Source organism: Bacillus sp. FSL E2-8868 (assembly GCF_038005505.1).
Taxonomy (GTDB): domain Bacteria; phylum Bacillota; class Bacilli; order Bacillales; family Bacillaceae_G; genus Bacillus_A; species Bacillus_A mycoides.
Window position 1 is genome coordinate 1852700 of sequence record NZ_JBBOTI010000001.1, and the last position, 15872, is coordinate 1868571.

General features: G+C 32.3%; 15 protein-coding genes and 5 pseudogenes. 18 read left to right on the forward strand and 2 right to left on the reverse strand.

The genetic code is table 11. The features are described 5' to 3' along the window. Nucleotides 1-17 precede the first annotated feature (17 nt). Nucleotides 18-410: pseudogene (locus NSS74_RS09675) on the forward strand (helix-turn-helix domain-containing protein); the annotation flags it as partial. 171 nt (nt 411-581) lie between these two features. Here the strand turns inward: NSS74_RS09675 and NSS74_RS09680 are convergent. Beyond that, nucleotides 582-1169, reverse strand: a pseudogene (locus NSS74_RS09680) (GNAT family N-acetyltransferase). Nucleotides 1170-1452: 283 nt separating this feature from the next. Here NSS74_RS09680 and NSS74_RS09685 point away from each other — a divergent pair. The 6 genes and pseudogenes from NSS74_RS09685 to NSS74_RS09710 all read left to right on the forward strand — a co-directional run bounded on the left by NSS74_RS09685 (nt 1453) and on the right by NSS74_RS09710 (nt 6242). Then, on the forward strand, nt 1453-1818 hold the full coding sequence (locus NSS74_RS09685) for a DUF3888 domain-containing protein (RefSeq protein ID WP_002142134.1): 366 nt from the start codon (nt 1453-1455) through the stop codon (nt 1816-1818). A 210-nt stretch (nt 1819-2028) separates the two neighbouring features. Next, a complete protein-coding gene (locus NSS74_RS09690; protein ID WP_002142132.1) occupies nt 2029-3654 on the forward strand; it encodes a M3 family metallopeptidase in 1626 nt (541 codons plus the stop codon). Between the two features lie 32 nt (nt 3655-3686). Next, nucleotides 3687-4388 (forward strand): 5'-methylthioadenosine/adenosylhomocysteine nucleosidase, encoded by a 702-nt coding sequence (locus NSS74_RS09695; RefSeq protein WP_002142131.1) that lies wholly within the window; start codon nt 3687-3689, stop codon nt 4386-4388. A gap of 29 nt (nt 4389-4417) precedes the next feature. Continuing rightward, nucleotides 4418-5092: an HAD hydrolase-like protein gene (locus NSS74_RS09700; protein ID WP_002142130.1), complete on the forward strand. Its 675-nt coding sequence runs from the start codon at nt 4418-4420 to the stop codon at nt 5090-5092. Nucleotides 5093-5189: 97 nt separating this feature from the next. Beyond that, a complete protein-coding gene (locus NSS74_RS09705; protein ID WP_198286137.1) occupies nt 5190-5648 on the forward strand; it encodes a GNAT family N-acetyltransferase in 459 nt (152 codons plus the stop codon). 97 nt (nt 5649-5745) lie between these two features. Further along, nucleotides 5746-6242: pseudogene (locus NSS74_RS09710) on the forward strand (DinB family protein). A 43-nt stretch (nt 6243-6285) separates the two neighbouring features. Here NSS74_RS09710 and NSS74_RS09715 read toward each other — a convergent pair. Beyond that, the gene (locus NSS74_RS09715; protein ID WP_340813465.1) at nt 6286-6702 is read right to left on the reverse strand and encodes a hypothetical protein; all 417 of its coding nucleotides are present in this window, start codon (nt 6700-6702) and stop codon (nt 6286-6288) included. 121 nt (nt 6703-6823) lie between these two features. Between NSS74_RS09715 and NSS74_RS09720 the strand changes: the two genes are divergently transcribed. The 11 genes and pseudogenes from NSS74_RS09720 to NSS74_RS09770 all read left to right on the forward strand — a co-directional run bounded on the left by NSS74_RS09720 (nt 6824) and on the right by NSS74_RS09770 (nt 15830). Continuing rightward, nucleotides 6824-7471, forward strand: coding sequence for a response regulator transcription factor (locus NSS74_RS09720; RefSeq protein WP_000865958.1), 648 nt, complete (start codon nt 6824-6826; stop codon nt 7469-7471). Continuing rightward, entirely contained in the window at nt 7464-8840 is a 1377-nt protein-coding gene (locus tag NSS74_RS09725) for a sensor histidine kinase (RefSeq protein WP_002142123.1), read from the forward strand. Before NSS74_RS09720 ends, NSS74_RS09725 begins: the two co-directional genes overlap by 8 nt. A gap of 136 nt (nt 8841-8976) precedes the next feature. Beyond that, nucleotides 8977-10773 (forward strand): Xaa-Pro dipeptidyl-peptidase, encoded by a 1797-nt coding sequence (locus tag NSS74_RS09730; protein WP_002142122.1) that lies wholly within the window; start codon nt 8977-8979, stop codon nt 10771-10773. Nucleotides 10774-11001: 228 nt separating this feature from the next. Continuing rightward, nucleotides 11002-11760, forward strand: a complete 759-nt coding sequence (locus NSS74_RS09735) for a class I SAM-dependent methyltransferase (protein ID WP_002142120.1) — start codon at nt 11002-11004, stop codon at nt 11758-11760. Nucleotides 11761-11875: 115 nt separating this feature from the next. Then, nucleotides 11876-12438: pseudogene (locus tag NSS74_RS09740) on the forward strand (AAA family ATPase). Between the two features lie 142 nt (nt 12439-12580). Then, nucleotides 12581-12844, forward strand: coding sequence for a hypothetical protein (locus NSS74_RS09745; protein WP_002142115.1), 264 nt, complete (start codon nt 12581-12583; stop codon nt 12842-12844). A gap of 194 nt (nt 12845-13038) precedes the next feature. Next, nucleotides 13039-13254 (forward strand): annotated as a pseudogene (locus NSS74_RS09750) (hypothetical protein). A gap of 209 nt (nt 13255-13463) precedes the next feature. Then, nucleotides 13464-13964, forward strand: coding sequence for an invasion protein (locus tag NSS74_RS09755; RefSeq protein ID WP_002032582.1), 501 nt, complete (start codon nt 13464-13466; stop codon nt 13962-13964). A 166-nt stretch (nt 13965-14130) separates the two neighbouring features. Then, the gene (locus NSS74_RS09760) at nt 14131-14361 is read left to right on the forward strand and encodes a hypothetical protein (protein WP_000789035.1); all 231 of its coding nucleotides are present in this window, start codon (nt 14131-14133) and stop codon (nt 14359-14361) included. Nucleotides 14362-14745: 384 nt separating this feature from the next. Beyond that, the gene (locus NSS74_RS09765; RefSeq protein ID WP_002142114.1) at nt 14746-15237 is read left to right on the forward strand and encodes an ankyrin repeat domain-containing protein; all 492 of its coding nucleotides are present in this window, start codon (nt 14746-14748) and stop codon (nt 15235-15237) included. Beyond that, nucleotides 15234-15830, forward strand: a complete 597-nt coding sequence (locus NSS74_RS09770) for a DJ-1/PfpI family protein (protein ID WP_002142113.1) — start codon at nt 15234-15236, stop codon at nt 15828-15830. The genes NSS74_RS09765 and NSS74_RS09770 overlap by 4 nt, the downstream gene beginning before the upstream one ends. Nucleotides 15831-15872 lie beyond the last annotated feature (42 nt).

The following is a 15872-nucleotide window of genomic DNA, read 5'->3' on the forward strand; positions in this document are numbered from 1 at the left end:
GATATTGGTAATTCATCTATGAAGAAACTTTGAAATTGAGTGAATTTTTATCGGAGAAACATCAAAAGGTATATGCATTACGAAACATGATAGAGGTGTATATAGAACTTAAAGATTGGAAAAATGTTAATAAAGTTATGAATGAAGCATTTCATTTTTTATCGGTTTATGATGTACCAATTGCACATGTCCAACTATATAGTTTGAAAGCTAAAATATTCAATATACGTGGAGATTATTATGAATATGAAAAAAATATGCAAAAAGCAATTGAAGTGGGAGTAGAAAAAAAGCAACATCGCTTAGTTGCTGAATTATCCTATGAATTAGGTAACTTTTATAATGAGAATCGCTCTTATAAATTATCTGCGAAGTACTTTAAAATTTCAGCTGAAAATAAAATGGATTAAAACAGGGTTTCAGTAATATGTTTTCTCAGATTATTAATTAAAAGAGGTTCCCACGCATTAATGGTTCTGTATGGGAAGGAATCACAAAATACGAATTTCGTATATGAAGCAAAATAAAAAAGAAAAAGCCAATGTCCTTAACGTATGGAAATTCGCTTTTGTTTATCTGTATTATAGAAACTGGCCAACTGGAAAATCAAGATTGATAGTGGTATGGCACAACATTGATTTATGGAAGTTCGCTTTCTTTGAAAACAAACGCATTAAAACAACAACTTCTAAGGATTCACTAGATAAAGCATCTTCATCTTCTCTACCAATAAGTACTACATCCGGTAAAACAGGCCAGGAACCAGCGCGATTATAAAAGGGAGCTAAAGATGGTTTACATGTGAATATACCGAAATCTATATTGCTTTGTTTTTCAATCCATTCAGTAGCTGCAGCAACTGTTTGTAAACCTAAACCTTGCCCATGATAATCCGGATCAGTCGCTACACAACTCAGTCCGGCTATATTAAATGATTGTCCCTTATGATGGATAGTTTTGCGCACTACACCTGCATAGCTGACTAGCTTTTCATCTATATAGGAATAAAATGAGTGTACATTAAATTCTTTAAGATGTGTTTCAGGAATTTTCCCCTCAGGCAGGGGATCGGAATCTGGCCAAACTCACTGTAGCATTACAGCAATTTCGCGTCGTAATGCATCAGATGCTTGATTATAGTCGGTTGATTGTACAATATGAGTTGTCATAAGTTATTCTCTCACTTTCTACTATGTTTAAATTCTGTATATACTCAGTAAAAGCCAGCATCTTTAGATTGTTAGGATGGTATTTTTTTCAATTTGTTTGAAATATATTTAAAAATCAGTTCCAGTCATTCGAGCTAGCGTAAATGTTATTAAAAATATTGACTCGCAAGTAAAAGCTCTGATTTATTTGATGTTTAATAAGCTAAGAATAACATAAAAAGAATAGTCATTATTTTTTAGAGCATCCGAAAGTTTATCATCTAATAAGCCTGGAGTGAATCTCATGCTAAAGAGTAAACTATCCCTAATAATTTACGGAATTTTAATAATGGTCATATTTGCATCTCCGAAAGAAGGAAACGCAGCTAACATATCTGATAAAGATTTTTATGATTCCTATAACACTTTATTGGCTCCGTATGCAAGTCGAACGATTCAAAGCAAATTTGGACCGTATCATCAGTATAGTTTAACTGATGCGAAGGTTATAAAAATTGACCGATCCCCAAAATACACTTTTAACTTCATTGTCGTTGCAAAGCATCAAACTTACACAAACGTTCATAACCCTCAAAATCATGCTGTAACAATTACTTATAATAATCCAAGTGGAGTAAAAGTTATAAACTTCAAACTTAAGAAAGAGTAAAAAAGCAGAGCTGTCTATTCGAACATAGAAGTTCCTTAAAAGAAGTAGTAATACTTACAACTTATATAGATAGGTAGAAACAGAAAATGAAGTGTCAAATTACATTCATATAAGTCAAAATATTTCAATATGTTAAAAATTAAATAGTTCATATATAATAGTGAAAAGAGCAGAATTTTGTAACTATTTGTAAAAAAAGGAGGATGCAAAATGAATAAAATAATACAAGCCCAATCTCAATCACAATGGGATTTGGACAGGCTATATCCTCAAGAACAAAACTTCACGTTTTCTATAGAAACGATAGAAAGATTAAAAATTGAATATAAAGCAACAAAAGACTCAGTAATCCTTTCACAACTTATACAGGCTATCGAAAAAGCAGAGTATTACTTATATTGCCGTGCTGCTGAAGATGAGAAGCATCCTGAAGATACTTTACTAAGTGTAAAAGTAAATCAATTAAAGAAAGAAGTTCAGCTATTAATAGAATCTAGTAAGCAACAACATATTAATACTAATAATTTAAGTATTAAACTAATAGAAAATGAACTAAAAGCTTGGGAAGATATGTACATACAATTACGGAATAAATTAGAAATAACTCACGATAAAGAGACTTTATCTTTTGGACAAGCGAATTATGTTGCGATGAATAGTGATGATCATAATGAAAGGTCAAAAGTATTCGATTCTCTTACAAATACTTTGAATAAGGAAAAAGAAATCTTTGCTACGGTATTGAACCAAGTAGGAAGATTACGTAACACAAAGAGTAATGAATTAGAAAGGAGAGCAGTGTTAACTCAATCCCTTCAAATGAATGGCATTTCTGAAATTGTATTATCACAAATGTGGGATGCAACGGAATCTAAACTTGATAAGCTAGTAAGTGCTTTAAACGCTTTTAAAAAGGAAAAGAATTCGATTACATGGCATGAACTGATGACAGTAAAAGAAAATAATGAGTCCATTATTCCTTTTTCAGTAGCAGTACAAAACATATATGATGCATTTAAAAATATAAATGAAGAATTAGCAGAATTTGCACGGAATGCAATAGCAAATGGCTGGGTTGATGCGGAACCAAGAGATAGTAAACCGCCGGGTGGATTTTGTGCTCCTTTTTTCAGTGAAAAAGAATCCCGTATTTCAATGCGTTATGATGGAACAATTGATAGTGTAAGAGTACTTGCTCATGAATTAGGACATGCTTGGCATTTTTATGTTATGAGTTTTGAACAATCCACTTCATTTTTAGATGATTATCTGCCAATGAGTACAGCTGAATCAGCGTCTATTTTTTTTGAAATGGTGCTTGTAGATCACTTAATAAAAACAGCAGAATGTACAGAAATGAAAAAGTCATTGCTTAGCTGGAAAATAAGAAATAGTTTTAATTATGTTATGGCAATTCGTGCATCGTTTCAGTTCGAAAAGAGTTTTTATGAAAAAAGTAAAGAAGGTCCTATAAGTGCTGATGAAATTGAGAAATTATCTATAGCCGCGCAAGAAAAGGCATACGGAAATGCACTAACAGAATATCAGCCGTTTGTTTGGATGAAATATGTTCAGTTTTATATAGCAGATGTTCCTTTCTATAATTATCCATACACATTTGGTTATTTAGTAAGTTTTAGTTTACTAGAATTAGCGAAAGAAAATAAAAGTGAATTTCATTTGAAGTATAAAGAATTTTTGCGAGAAACGGGAAAAGCTCCAGTTGAAGAACTTATGAAAATACATTTTGAAATTGATTTAACAAATTATGAATTTTGGAATAAAGCTTTTATACAAATTCATAAAGATATTGATGAATATTTGCAGCTTATGTAGGGGGCGCACAAATAGATAAAGGGGAATACATTATGAACAGAATCGGTATTATCGGAGCAATGCAAATTGAAATAGACTTACTTTTAGAAAAACTACATATAGATGAGGAACAAACTATTGCAGGAATGCCTTTTTATAAAGGGAATTTCATGGATACAGAAGTTATTATTACTCGCTGTGGTGTAGGGAAGGTAAATGCAGCTGCATGTACACAAATATTAATTAGTAAGTTTGATGTAGACTCTATCATTAATACAGGTGTTGCGGGTGGATTACATTCGGATGTGAAAGTTGGCGATCTAGTTATTTCTACAAATGTTACGCATCATGATGTTAATAAAAATCAAATGAAGAATCTATTTCCGTTTCAAGAAGAGTTTCATGCAAGCGAGGAATTAAGAGCTTTAGCTCGAAAAGCTGTTAATAGTAGTAGTTTAAATATTACTGTTCATGAAGGAAGAATCGTCAGCGGAGAATGCTTCGTCGAGGATTCAAAATTAAAGGAGCAATTAGTCACTGAATATGCACCTCATTGTACAGAAATGGAAGGAGCGGCAATTGGACATGTTGCTTATATAAATGACATACCGTTTCTCGTTTTGAGATGCATTTCTGACAGTGCAGATGATTCAGCGCAAGTTTCATATGATGACTTTGCGAAAACCGCAGCGAATTATTGTTCAGAAATTATTGTTGAGATGCTTAAAAATATTTCGAGTAAAACTGTATTGTAGTTCATAAGTAAAGAATGGGAGAGAATGTCATGTTACAAGCACTAATTTTCGATATGGATGGAACTTTATTTCAAACAGACAAAATTTTAGAGTTATCACTAGATCATACATTTGATCATTTACGGTCACTACAATTATGGGATACGGTAACTCCAATTGATAAATACCGTGAAATTATGGGTGTGCCTTTACCTAAAGTTTGGGAAGCTTTGTTACCCAATCATTCTAATGAAGTAAGGGAACAAACAGATGCATATTTTTTAGAAAGGTTAATTGAAAATATAAAGAGCGGAAAAGGTGCTTTATATCCGAATGTAAAAGAAGTTTTCAATTATTTAAAAGAAAATGATTGCTCAATTTACATAGATAGTAATGGTTTAACAGAATATTTGCAAGCAATCGTATCTCATTATGATTTAGACCAATGGGTTACGGAAACGTTCAGTATTGAGCAAATACAATCGCTTAATAAAAGTGACTTAGTAAAAAGTATTTTGATGAAATATGATATAAAAGCAGCAGCAGTAGTAGGGGACCGTTTATCTGATATAAATGCAGCTAAAGATAATGGCTTGATTGCGATTGGATGCAATTTTGACTTTGCAAAAGAAGATGAGCTTGCTCATGCTGATTTAGTAATTAATGATTTAATGGAATTGAAGGGAATATTACCTGAATTGAAGAATTCTTACACTACAAATTGAATAAGTGAACAGACAAATGAATGCTCAGGATGATATATTCTTGGGCATTTTTATTTTTCAAAAAGATACATTTGAATAGAGAAAGTGGGGGATAAAGCTGGAAGATATACAAATTAAGCAGATTGAAGATTTGTTTAAATATGAGATCAATCATCTTGTCGAAGAAAGTACAGAAGAAGGATTTAACTTCCTAATAAAATTAATAAATGAATATGAAAGTAAAAGAAATACATTTAGTAAAACAGGCGAATGTTTATATGGAATTTTTCGAGGTGATACGTTAATTGGAATCGGGGGATTAAATCAAGATCCGTATACGAAAGATAATAAGATTGGCCGATTAAGAAGGTTTTACATTGCAAAAGATTACCGGCGGAAAGGATTAGGAAGGTTACTGTTAGGGAGAATCTTAAGCTATGCAAAAATCTATTTTACTATTGTTGTCTTACATACAGATACAGAACAGGGGGATCAATTTTATACTTCGAGTGGATTTGTGAAGGGGAAAATGTATGTAGGAACAAGCCATTATCTAGACTTAGATAAAAGGATGTAGTGAATTATTATTTGGCCTTAAAGGGAACGTTCGTTCTACCTTATGTAGATTTATGGTATAATTTATTTGAATCTACTATTAGAATGGGGATTAGATGATGGGAGAAAATAAAATTATTAATGATTTTAAAGATTATTCAATGTGGATAACCACATTGAAAGGTATGAAAGAAGAAGTGTGGACAGCGCCAATATCAGAGGGGAAATGGACTATTGGTGAGATTGTATCTCATATTATGAATTGGGATGACTATCTTTTACGTGAGACATTATCATAGTGAGAGATGGACAGGGAATGGAGTTCCCTGACTTTGATACATATAATAAACTAGCCTCTAATTATGCAAAATCAGGTATATCTAAGATAAAACTTCTTGAAGAAGCACAAGCTAAAAGAGATTTACTTGTTCAAGAGCTTAACCGACTGTCTATTGGAAAGCTAAAGGAACATTTAACTGCCAATGGAGTATCATATTGTCCTCATACTGGAATGCCGTACTCTCTAATATATATTATTAAAGAATTCGTAGATCACGATAACCATCACAAAAGGCAGATTATTAATTTTTTAAATGAAAATCAAGTTGTTAACTGATAAAAAAAGATCCCGCGAATGATACTTGCGGGATCTTTTTTAATTATAATTTAACATTCATTTGTTTCAATAAACCCTTCGGATCACCTTTTACATAATAAAAATGGGGATTATTCTCATCATCGTAAAGCATAATGTAAGGTTTTTCATTAAGTGGGAGAAGGATGATTACTTCATCGATTGTTGTATGTAACCATTGATTTGTAATAGGAACAGGTTTCGATAATGGGATTTTTATCATATGTCCATCTTTCGGAACGACATTTAAGTTTTTAAATGGACCAGTAATTGATTTTGCGTATTGAACTGCTTCTTTTTGAATGGCTGAATCTAAAGATTGTTTTTGGACCACCATTTCTTTTTTACAATCAAATACTTCAATTTGTTTATTTGTATTTGCGAACGCATTTGTTGATAATAAAAAGAAGAGAAGAGTAATCACTCCTATTTTTTTGAACATGAAACAACACCTCACACTTACTATACCCGCAAACGTTGTAAATATTTTTATGTCACATTGATGTAACAAAGAAGTTGTATGATAAAATTGATATTTGTTTATAAGTAATGGAGGAAATGTAATGAAAGTATTAATCGCGGATGATGAACAAGATATGCTGAAAATTTTAAAAGCGTATTTTGAAAAAGAAGGCTTCGAAGTTTTATTAGCAAAAGATGGAGAGGAAGCACTTCAAATATTTTATGATGAGAAAATTGACTTAGCTATTTTAGACTGGATGATGCCGAAAAGTAGTGGTATTACTGTCTGTCAGGAAATAAAAAAGAATTCGAGTGTAAAAGTATTAATGCTTACGGCGAAAAGTGAAAGTGAAGATGAATTAGCAGCTCTTCAAAGCGGGGCAGATGAGTATGTGAAAAAACCATTTCACCCAGGAGTGCTAATTACGCGAGCGAAAAAGCTTGTACAGCATGAAGATGTTATTCAAGTTCAAGATTTAAAAATAGATTTCACCAAAAATAAAGTATATAAAAACGAGAAAGAATTAGACATTACAAAGACAGAATTACAATTAATAAAATGTTTTTTAAATCATAAAGGCACGATTTTAACGAGGAAAAAGTTGTTAGATATCGTCTGGGGGTTTGATTATTTTGGGGAAGAGCGAACGGTTGATACGCATGTAAGAAGATTACGTAAAAAAATAGGAGAAAATATTATAAAGACACATCGCGGTTTAGGATACAGTTTGGAGGAAGAGTGTGAATAAACTCGGTAAAAAGTTATTTTTCAGCATCTCTTTAACAGTCATCCTTATTTATACGGTCTCTTTATTATTAATTAACTATTTTTTACCAAAATATAATGTGCACAAAACACGCGAAAGCTTAGAAGGTATTACAGCGCAAATCCAGTCAATACCGCGTAAAGAGCTGGATGATGCTATAAATCGTATTGAAAATGAAGGTAATGTTACGATTGCTTATACATCAATAAATAGTTCAGAAGATGCTATTAATGAAGAATTACGAATGCAACTTACAAAAAAGAGAGTTGCATTGAATAAACTTTGGATTACAAAAGAAGAAATTACGAAAGTGAAGAACCTCGGACAATCGAATAAAATATATGATCAAGAAAAGATAAAATCTAGTTTTTTTGCGAAATACATTGCGAAAGATGATATGTTGATTTTAGTAGGAGTTTCTATCGCACATTCCAATGAAGTAATTAAAACGCTTAACTCATTTTATTTATACATTTTGGGATTCTCACTATTTCTTATTATCGTGCTCGTCTGGATTTTTTCAAAAACAATCACTACACCACTGAATGAATTGAGTGATGTCGCAGAAGATATTTCACGCCTGAAATTTAAACGGACGAAAGTTAAAACGAATGATGAAATAGGTGATTTAGCAAATAGTATAAACATTATGAGTGATAAATTACATGAAGCACATCAAGATTTAACAGATCGAAATGACCACTTAAAACGATTTATGGGCGATGTAACTCATGAATTAAAAACACCAATCGCATTAGTAAAAGCATATTCTATGGGAATAAAAGACGGTTTAGATGATGGCACATATGTTGATACAATCATTAAACAAACAGATCAAATTTCAAATTTAATTGAAGAGTTATTGCGATTTTCTAAACTAGAAAGAGATATTTTACAAAAAGAAGAATTCCCTATTGAACCACTAGTACAAAGTATAATAGATAAGCATAAGATTGAACTGGAGTCGAAAGAAATCAAGTTGCAAGTGAACTATAGTGTTGGTGAAACGATTGTTTATGCTGATTTAAATAAAATGAGAATGGTCTTTCAAAATTTAATTTCTAATGCGATAAAATATACAACGAATCAAAATATAAAAATCACATTAGAAGAGAAAAATGGCATTGTGTATTTTCAAATTCAAAATGGTATTGCTGCTGAGGGCGTTAAAGAGATAGATAAAATTTGGGAACCTTTTTACGTATTAGAATCTTCTCGTAGTAAAGAGAAATCAGGTACTGGATTAGGACTAGCGATTGTAAAAAGTATTTTAGAAAGACATGGATTTGAATACGGGGTTTCGGTAGTAGATGGGGAAATACAATTTTATATGTATATAGAAAGGAACTAATTGTTATTAGTTCCTTTTCTTTTATATAAAAAGATTTGATAGTTCTACAAATTTCTCAACTTTTTATAAAATATAAACTGAATTTTCTGTATTTTTGATGTATAGTAAGAGAAGGAACATATGGGGAGGGAAGGGTATGAAGAAAAAGAAATTAGCAATTACACTTTCAGCTATAGTATCTTTAACAATTACTTCAGGGGTTTCTAGTATAACTGCACATGCGGAAAATAAGGAAGGGAGCTTCGTAAAAGAGAATGATGTTAAGTTAAATGGACAAGTTTCAGAAGCTTTAACTCCAAATACGAAAATTCAATTGGAAAATGGGATGACGAAACCAATCTATTCACTTGATGAAGCCATTGTAGAAAATCTATTTGTAGAGACAGAAGTTGATAGTGATCGAGATGGTAAAAAAGATCGTGTATCAGTAAAGGTTATGCGTCCAAAGACGAATCCAGATGTGAAAGTTCCTGTTATTTATGAAATGAGTCCATATCGATCTGGATTAAAAGACGTTCCTGTTTATAATGTTGATGAAGAATTGTATGCGTATGAAGGAAAACCGTATGGGGCAGTTAATCTTGGTTCATACGGCAATTATTATGTTCCGAGAGGATATGCAGTTATTTTAGGTGAAAGTATCGGAACTGGAAAATCAGATGGATGTCCGACAACTGGAGATGAACAAGAAATACTAGGGACGAAGTCTGTCATTGATTGGGTAAATGGGCGTGCAAAAGCATATACAGAGGATGGTAAGGAAGTAAATGCAAATTGGTCTTCGGGAAATGTAGGAATGACAGGAGTTTCTTATAATGGTACGTTACCAAATGCTGTCGCAACGACAGGAGTGGAAGGGTTAAAAACAATTATTCCAATCGCAGCGATTAGTAGTTGGTATGATTATTATCGTGCAAATGGGGCGGTTATTGCGCCGGGTGGTTATCAAGGAGAAGATACAGATAATATGGCTGAAGCAGTACTAACAAGAAAGAACCCTGAAGTTTGCGGGCAAATTATTAAAGAACTAACAGCTGGACAAGATCGTAAAACAGGCGATTATAACGATTTTTGGGATAAACGTAACTATGTAAAAGATGTTAAGAATGTGAAGGCTAGTGTGTTTGTTGTTCACGGTTTAAATGATTGGAATGTAAAAACGAAGCAGTTCTCACAGTGGTGGGAAGCTCTTGGCGAAAATAATGTTCCTCGTAAAATGTGGTTACATCAAGGTGGACACGGCGGAACATCAAGTAATAACTGGCAACAAACCCAAAATAAATGGTTCGATTATTGGTTATATGGAATTGAAAATGGAATTATGGATGAACCGATGGTAGATGTACAACGTGAAAATAAATCGTGGCAAAAAATAAAAAATTGGCCAGATCCAGCAGCTGTACCATCAAAAGTCCGTATGTATTTAAGTAATAAAGCAGTCAATCTACCATTAAGTATGGGATCAGTAAACAATGTTTTCTCATTAGTAGATGATGCCAAAATAAAGTCAAATCAACTAGTAGAAAACCCTGAGTTAGAAATAGCGAATCGATTAGTATATACAATGCCTGTACTGCAAAAAGATATGCGAATAAGTGGTACGCCTAAAATTTCAATAACAGGAAATATTGATCGATCTGTTTCAAATTTAACAGCTTTACTTGTTGATTATGGCGGAGCGAGGCCTGAAATTGTAACGAGAGGTTGGATGGATCCGCAAAACTTAAATAGTATAGAAAATTCAACAGCGATTCAACCTGGTAAAGATTACACATTTACATGGGACATGCAGCCAGATGATTACGTATTTAAAGCAGGACATCAAATGGGGGTCGTTTTAATCGCAAGTGACTACGATTATACAATTAGACCGAAAGCAGGAACAAAGCTTACGGTGAAATTGAGTGAAGTAACATTGCCGATTGTGAAATAAATGGTTTTTGATGAAGAGCTTACTATAGTAAGCTCTTTGCTTATAATCAGAATTTTCAAGTTTTATATGTTCAATCGCTAGGAAATATTATACAATGTAAATATATTATATAGAAAGCGAGTGATATATTATGACAGTCAGCTCTTTCGAATTCTCATTAAAATTTGAGGTACGGAAAGATTAAGTAAATTAGAATCTTCCGTACACATAAAACGGAGGAGAAAATAAATGTTTAGTTATTATAGTACACTTTGTACGGAATTATATGATTTCACAAAACCTGTCGGTTACTCTTTGAATGGTGATATTGAATATTATCAAGATCGTTTAAAAAGTTGTAAAGGGAGAATTCTCGAAGCAGCAGTAGGATCGGGACGTGTCATTATTCCATTTCTTGAAGCTGGCTTTAAAGTTGATGGGATAGATTATTCGCCTGAAATGCTAGACTCTTGCCGTATGCGGTGTAAAGAGAGAGGCTTGCATCCTAATTTATATGAAGGAAGCTTACAACAATTTTCACTGCCACATAAATATGAAGCGATAATAATTCCTACTGGATCCTTTTGTTTAATTGAAAATCGTGATGATTCTATAAATGCTCTGAAATGTTTTTATCGACATCTTAATCTAGGCGGGCGTTTAATTGTAGATCTTGCGCTTCCATATGACTGGAAGACGGGTGAGATTCATACATCGATTTTTTCTCTGCCAAGCGGGGACGGAATTACATTAGAAAATAAATCAATTGAAATAGATTGGCTTAACCAAGTAACTGTATCATATTTAAAATATGAAAAATGGAGTAAAGGACAGTTAGTACAAACTGAACTACAACGTTTTGCAATGCGGTGGTATGGAATAGAAGAGTTTAAGCTCCTTTTAGAAAGTATAGGTTTCACTGACATTACTTGCTCTGCTGACTATGTTTATGAAAAGCAACCGTCAAATGCAGAACAAATTATTACTTTTGAAGCTGTACGAAAGTAATAATATAGGAACTATTCATGAAAATAAGGCAATCGACACAACATCGACTGCCTTATTTTCAATTTTAGGATATGTTTTATTTCATTGTTTATAGAGAAAAATCGAAGGCAAACAAATGAAATTCATCTTAATATTTGGCCCGCAAGCAGTCGGGAAAATGACGGTCGGGCATGAGTTAGAAAAAATAACTGATTTAAAGCTATTTCATAATCATATGACGATTGATTTTGTTAGCTCGTTTTTTGATTACAGTACAAAGCGGAAGCACAACGGTTAGTAAGTTTGTTTCGTAATGAACTGTTTGAAGAAGTGTCTAAAAGTGATTTATACGGAATGATTTTTACATATGTATGGGCATTTGACCTTCAATCGGATTGGGAGTACATAAACCATGTAGTAAGTATTTTTGAATCAAAAGGCGCAGCAGTATATTTTGTAGAGCTCGAGGCAGAATTAGATGAAAGATTAGAGCGAAATAAAAGTCCACATAGACTAGAGCATAAACCGAAAAAAAGAGACATTGAATGGTCTGAAAAAAATTTAAAAGAAACGATGAAAAAACATAGATTAAATTCATTTCATGATGAAATTGAAAAAGAAGAGTACATAAAAATTAATAATACTCATTTGAGTGCTAAAGAAGTAGCTGTAATGATTAAGGAAAAATTCCGATTGTAAAATACTTAAATGCTGTTACGTTTTCATTGTCCAAGCATTCTCCTACTAACTACATATACTATTTATGTTAAAGTCAGTCACTATTTTAAATGGGCTGTTATTTTACTATAAATGACACTTTAGAGAAGTGGGAGGAATAAACTTGGAAAACGAAGAACAAGGAAGAATTGAAAATCAAGTGTATTCAAATCGAGTAGTGAGATCAGAATTTGATGAGAATTGGGAAACTTGTATTTCAAAAAGTGGTTATGTAATCTATGTAGCTACAAGTGATCATGCTGAAGTAATAGTTTTACTTTCAGATGGTTCAAGTAAATTATTAATCTTCGAAAAAGGTGGTAAAGTAGTAGTAGGTGGCGGTGGAACGAGTCATTACAGCAAACCGCATATTGCAAGAAACATTTAATGTGAAAATGATAATCGAGAAGACGCTGGTAACCTTATAGTCTTTAATTTTTATATGGAGATACGTATAATAAAGTGAGTTTTTGTTTTAGATTCTGGCGTTTTTTCTAACAAAAATAAGATGAAAAAGATCTTTAACGTATAAAGGTCTTTTTTGTTTTATTCACAAATCAAATTAATGGAGGTGAGCTAATAATGAAAAATATTTGAGTAACCTATGTTTTTTCGGGTGTTCTCCTATTCGGCCTTACATGTATAACTTCCGCAATTTCCGCGGGTTCATTAGAAATTTGGGATAGAGGAAGCGGGAAATTCTTTACTGCATTTTATGAAATCCAGGGTACAATTTTATCGGTAATTTCAATTTGTTTTATTATAGCAGGGATATACTGTATACATAAAAAAGTGTAGTGAAAAACAATCAGCCTTTCATGTACTATACATGAAAGGCTGATTGTTTTTATGTGTTGAAGGAGTCTTTTAGAAGAATTGTAGTTTTTAGATTGATAGTTAAAACTGTAACAGCTTATGTATAATTAATATCATTTTGTCAAATGAATGTCACATAAAAGTCTTATAGTGTATATAGAAAGTGAAACATATACAAAGCAGGAGATGAAATGATGAAAAAGGCACTACAATATATATTCATATTATTTACGTTAGTTACTTTAAGTTATGTAATTTATATTAACTATGAAAAGCAGAAAGAGATTAAAAATAATAAACAAGTAATTAGTGAAGTTGCAAAGAGGTATGATATTCCAGATTGGATACCATTATCTATTGCTGATCATGAAACAAAATTTAACCGAAAAGCGATAGGGGATAACGGAACATCTTTCGGATTATTCCAATTACATCGTGGTGGATTAGCACCAGCGCAATTATCGGAAGAGAGTTTAGTGGATTCGCGTATAAATACAACGATAGCAATTTCAAGTATGGTCAAATCGTATGAACGTGGTGTGAAAAAAGGACTGCAGGATTGGGAGTTGCTTAAATATGTTGCTAATACATCAGGGTGGCCAGGAAACTTAGGGGGAGAATGGACAGATAATAATACGAAATATAATAAAGGGCTAGAACAATCATATCAATTATATAAAAAAGAGAAGTAGATATAAAAAGGCATTTTCAATTTGGGGAAATGTCTTTTTTATGTTATAGTATAAAAGTGTTTGGGTGTTATGTTATTTCGATATATCTTCAAATTTGTTGTGTAGTATTTTTATATTAAATAACTACTAAAATCATTTTTTTATATAAGGAGTAAGAAGTAGGGATATGAAAAATATAGATTTTATACTAGAAAGTGATGAAACATTAAAACCGTCAGAACGATTAGTACTATTATTATTAGAGAAGCATAGAATGTTATATACGAACGATCTATTAGCTCTTTCAAATTTATCATATAAAACATTAACAGATTCACTAACAGCACTCGTTTTAAAGTCTTATGTTTTAAAGGATACAGGTAAGGGAAGAAGGCAGAATTGTTATAGATTAGTATGATAAGAGTACTGCTATAGATTCTTGCTATATATGTATTTTTCAAATGTAAGGATAAATTCCGTTTTTATTTTCAAATGATAAAAAACTATTAATTTAAGTAAATAGCCGGTTTTGATATGTAAAGAGTTTATGGCTGCTAAATATATAATTTCATTTCATTTTTATTAATGTTTATTAGTTGTAAGTGAAAATGATATTTTTTTAAACAATTATAAAAATGAAATTCAAAAACAGTCTACTCATTAGAGTCGGTTGTTTTTTTATTAGGATAGCGAATTATAAAAATAATATTATTATGTAAACTTAATTATTTAGAAAGGAACATGTGATTATTAATGGAATTTATTAAGGGATACTTAATATTTGTATACATGGAGGTTCATTATGAAACAAATCATATCAATATCACAAGCAGTCATAAGCGGGGAAAAAGAAAAGGTAGTAGAAATCATTAATACGGATCCAAGTGTTGTTAACGAATTTAGTGAAGAGGGCTGGACACCACTTCATTTAGCAGCTTATTTTGGACAGAAAGAACTAGCAAGCTTCCTTTTAGAACAGGGTGCAGATATACATATTAGAGCAAAAAACGAAAATGAAAATACGCCACTTCAAGCAGCAATTGCGAACAAACAAAGCGAGCTTGTAGCTTTCTTAATTGAAAAGGGATCAGATGTGAATGCAGTTCAAAGTGGTGGCTGGACAGGACTTCATGAAGCAGCGTTATTAGGAAATGAAGAAATCATTATATTACTTCTTGAAAATGGTGCTAATAAAATGATTAAGAAAAATGATGGGAAAACCGCATATGATATTGCTTTAGAAAAAGGGCATGAATCCCTATTACATCATTTGCAAGAGGAAGTGAGCTTATGATTAGCCACTGGAATGTAGGGATTTTTCTTTTTAATGAAGTGGAAGTGTTAGATTTTGCGGGTCCATTTGAAGTTTTTTCCGTTACATCAACAAGTGAAGGTCAACCATTTACAGTTCATACTGTTAGTAAAGATGGAGAAATGATTACAGCGAGAAATGGATTAAAGGTACAACCGGACTATAGTATCGAAAACTTGCCTCCAGTTGATATTTTAATTATTCCTGGTGGGTTAGGTGTTAGAGAAAACGAAATGAAAAATGAAATAATAACAAATTGGATCCGCGAGCAAATGAAAGAAGTAAAGTTAATGACTTCTGTTTGTACCGGTGCGCTTTTACTTGCGAAAGCTGGATTACTCGATGGTTTCAAAGCGACAACACATTGGGCAAGTATTGAAAGTTTTAGAAATGATTTTCCGAATGTGGAAGTGTTAGAGAATGTAAAGTTTGTAGATGAGGGGCATATTATTACGTCTGGAGGAATTTCAGCTGGAATTGATATGTCATTTCACATTGTGAGAAATTTGTTGGGTGCTCGGGTTGCTGAAGAAACAGCGAAGATGATGGAATATGATATTGATTTACAATATTAAAAAGTAAAACAAGACCAGCAGTTGGATATTTCCAGCTGCTGG

Bases quoted from the DNA above. Each gene is read 5' to 3' on its own strand.
- NSS74_RS09685 (WP_002142134.1), top strand. From the start codon at position 1,453: ATGCTAAAGAGTAAACTATCCCTAATAATTTACGGAATTTTAATAATG.
- NSS74_RS09690 (WP_002142132.1), top strand. From the start codon at position 2,029: ATGAATAAAATAATACAAGCCCAATCTCAATCACAATGGGATTTGGAC.
- NSS74_RS09695 (WP_002142131.1), top strand. From the start codon at position 3,687: ATGAACAGAATCGGTATTATCGGAGCAATGCAAATTGAAATAGACTTA.
- NSS74_RS09700 (WP_002142130.1), top strand. From the start codon at position 4,418: ATGTTACAAGCACTAATTTTCGATATGGATGGAACTTTATTTCAAACA.
- NSS74_RS09715 (WP_340813465.1), bottom strand. From the start codon at position 6,702: ATGTTCAAAAAAATAGGAGTGATTACTCTTCTCTTCTTTTTATTATCA.
- NSS74_RS09720 (WP_000865958.1), top strand. From the start codon at position 6,824: ATGAAAGTATTAATCGCGGATGATGAACAAGATATGCTGAAAATTTTA.
- NSS74_RS09730 (WP_002142122.1), top strand. From the start codon at position 8,977: ATGAAGAAAAAGAAATTAGCAATTACACTTTCAGCTATAGTATCTTTA.
- NSS74_RS09735 (WP_002142120.1), top strand. From the start codon at position 11,002: ATGTTTAGTTATTATAGTACACTTTGTACGGAATTATATGATTTCACA.
- NSS74_RS09755 (WP_002032582.1), top strand. From the start codon at position 13,464: ATGATGAAAAAGGCACTACAATATATATTCATATTATTTACGTTAGTT.
- NSS74_RS09760 (WP_000789035.1), top strand. From the start codon at position 14,131: ATGAAAAATATAGATTTTATACTAGAAAGTGATGAAACATTAAAACCG.
- NSS74_RS09765 (WP_002142114.1), top strand. From the start codon at position 14,746: ATGAAACAAATCATATCAATATCACAAGCAGTCATAAGCGGGGAAAAA.
- NSS74_RS09770 (WP_002142113.1), top strand. From the start codon at position 15,234: ATGATTAGCCACTGGAATGTAGGGATTTTTCTTTTTAATGAAGTGGAA.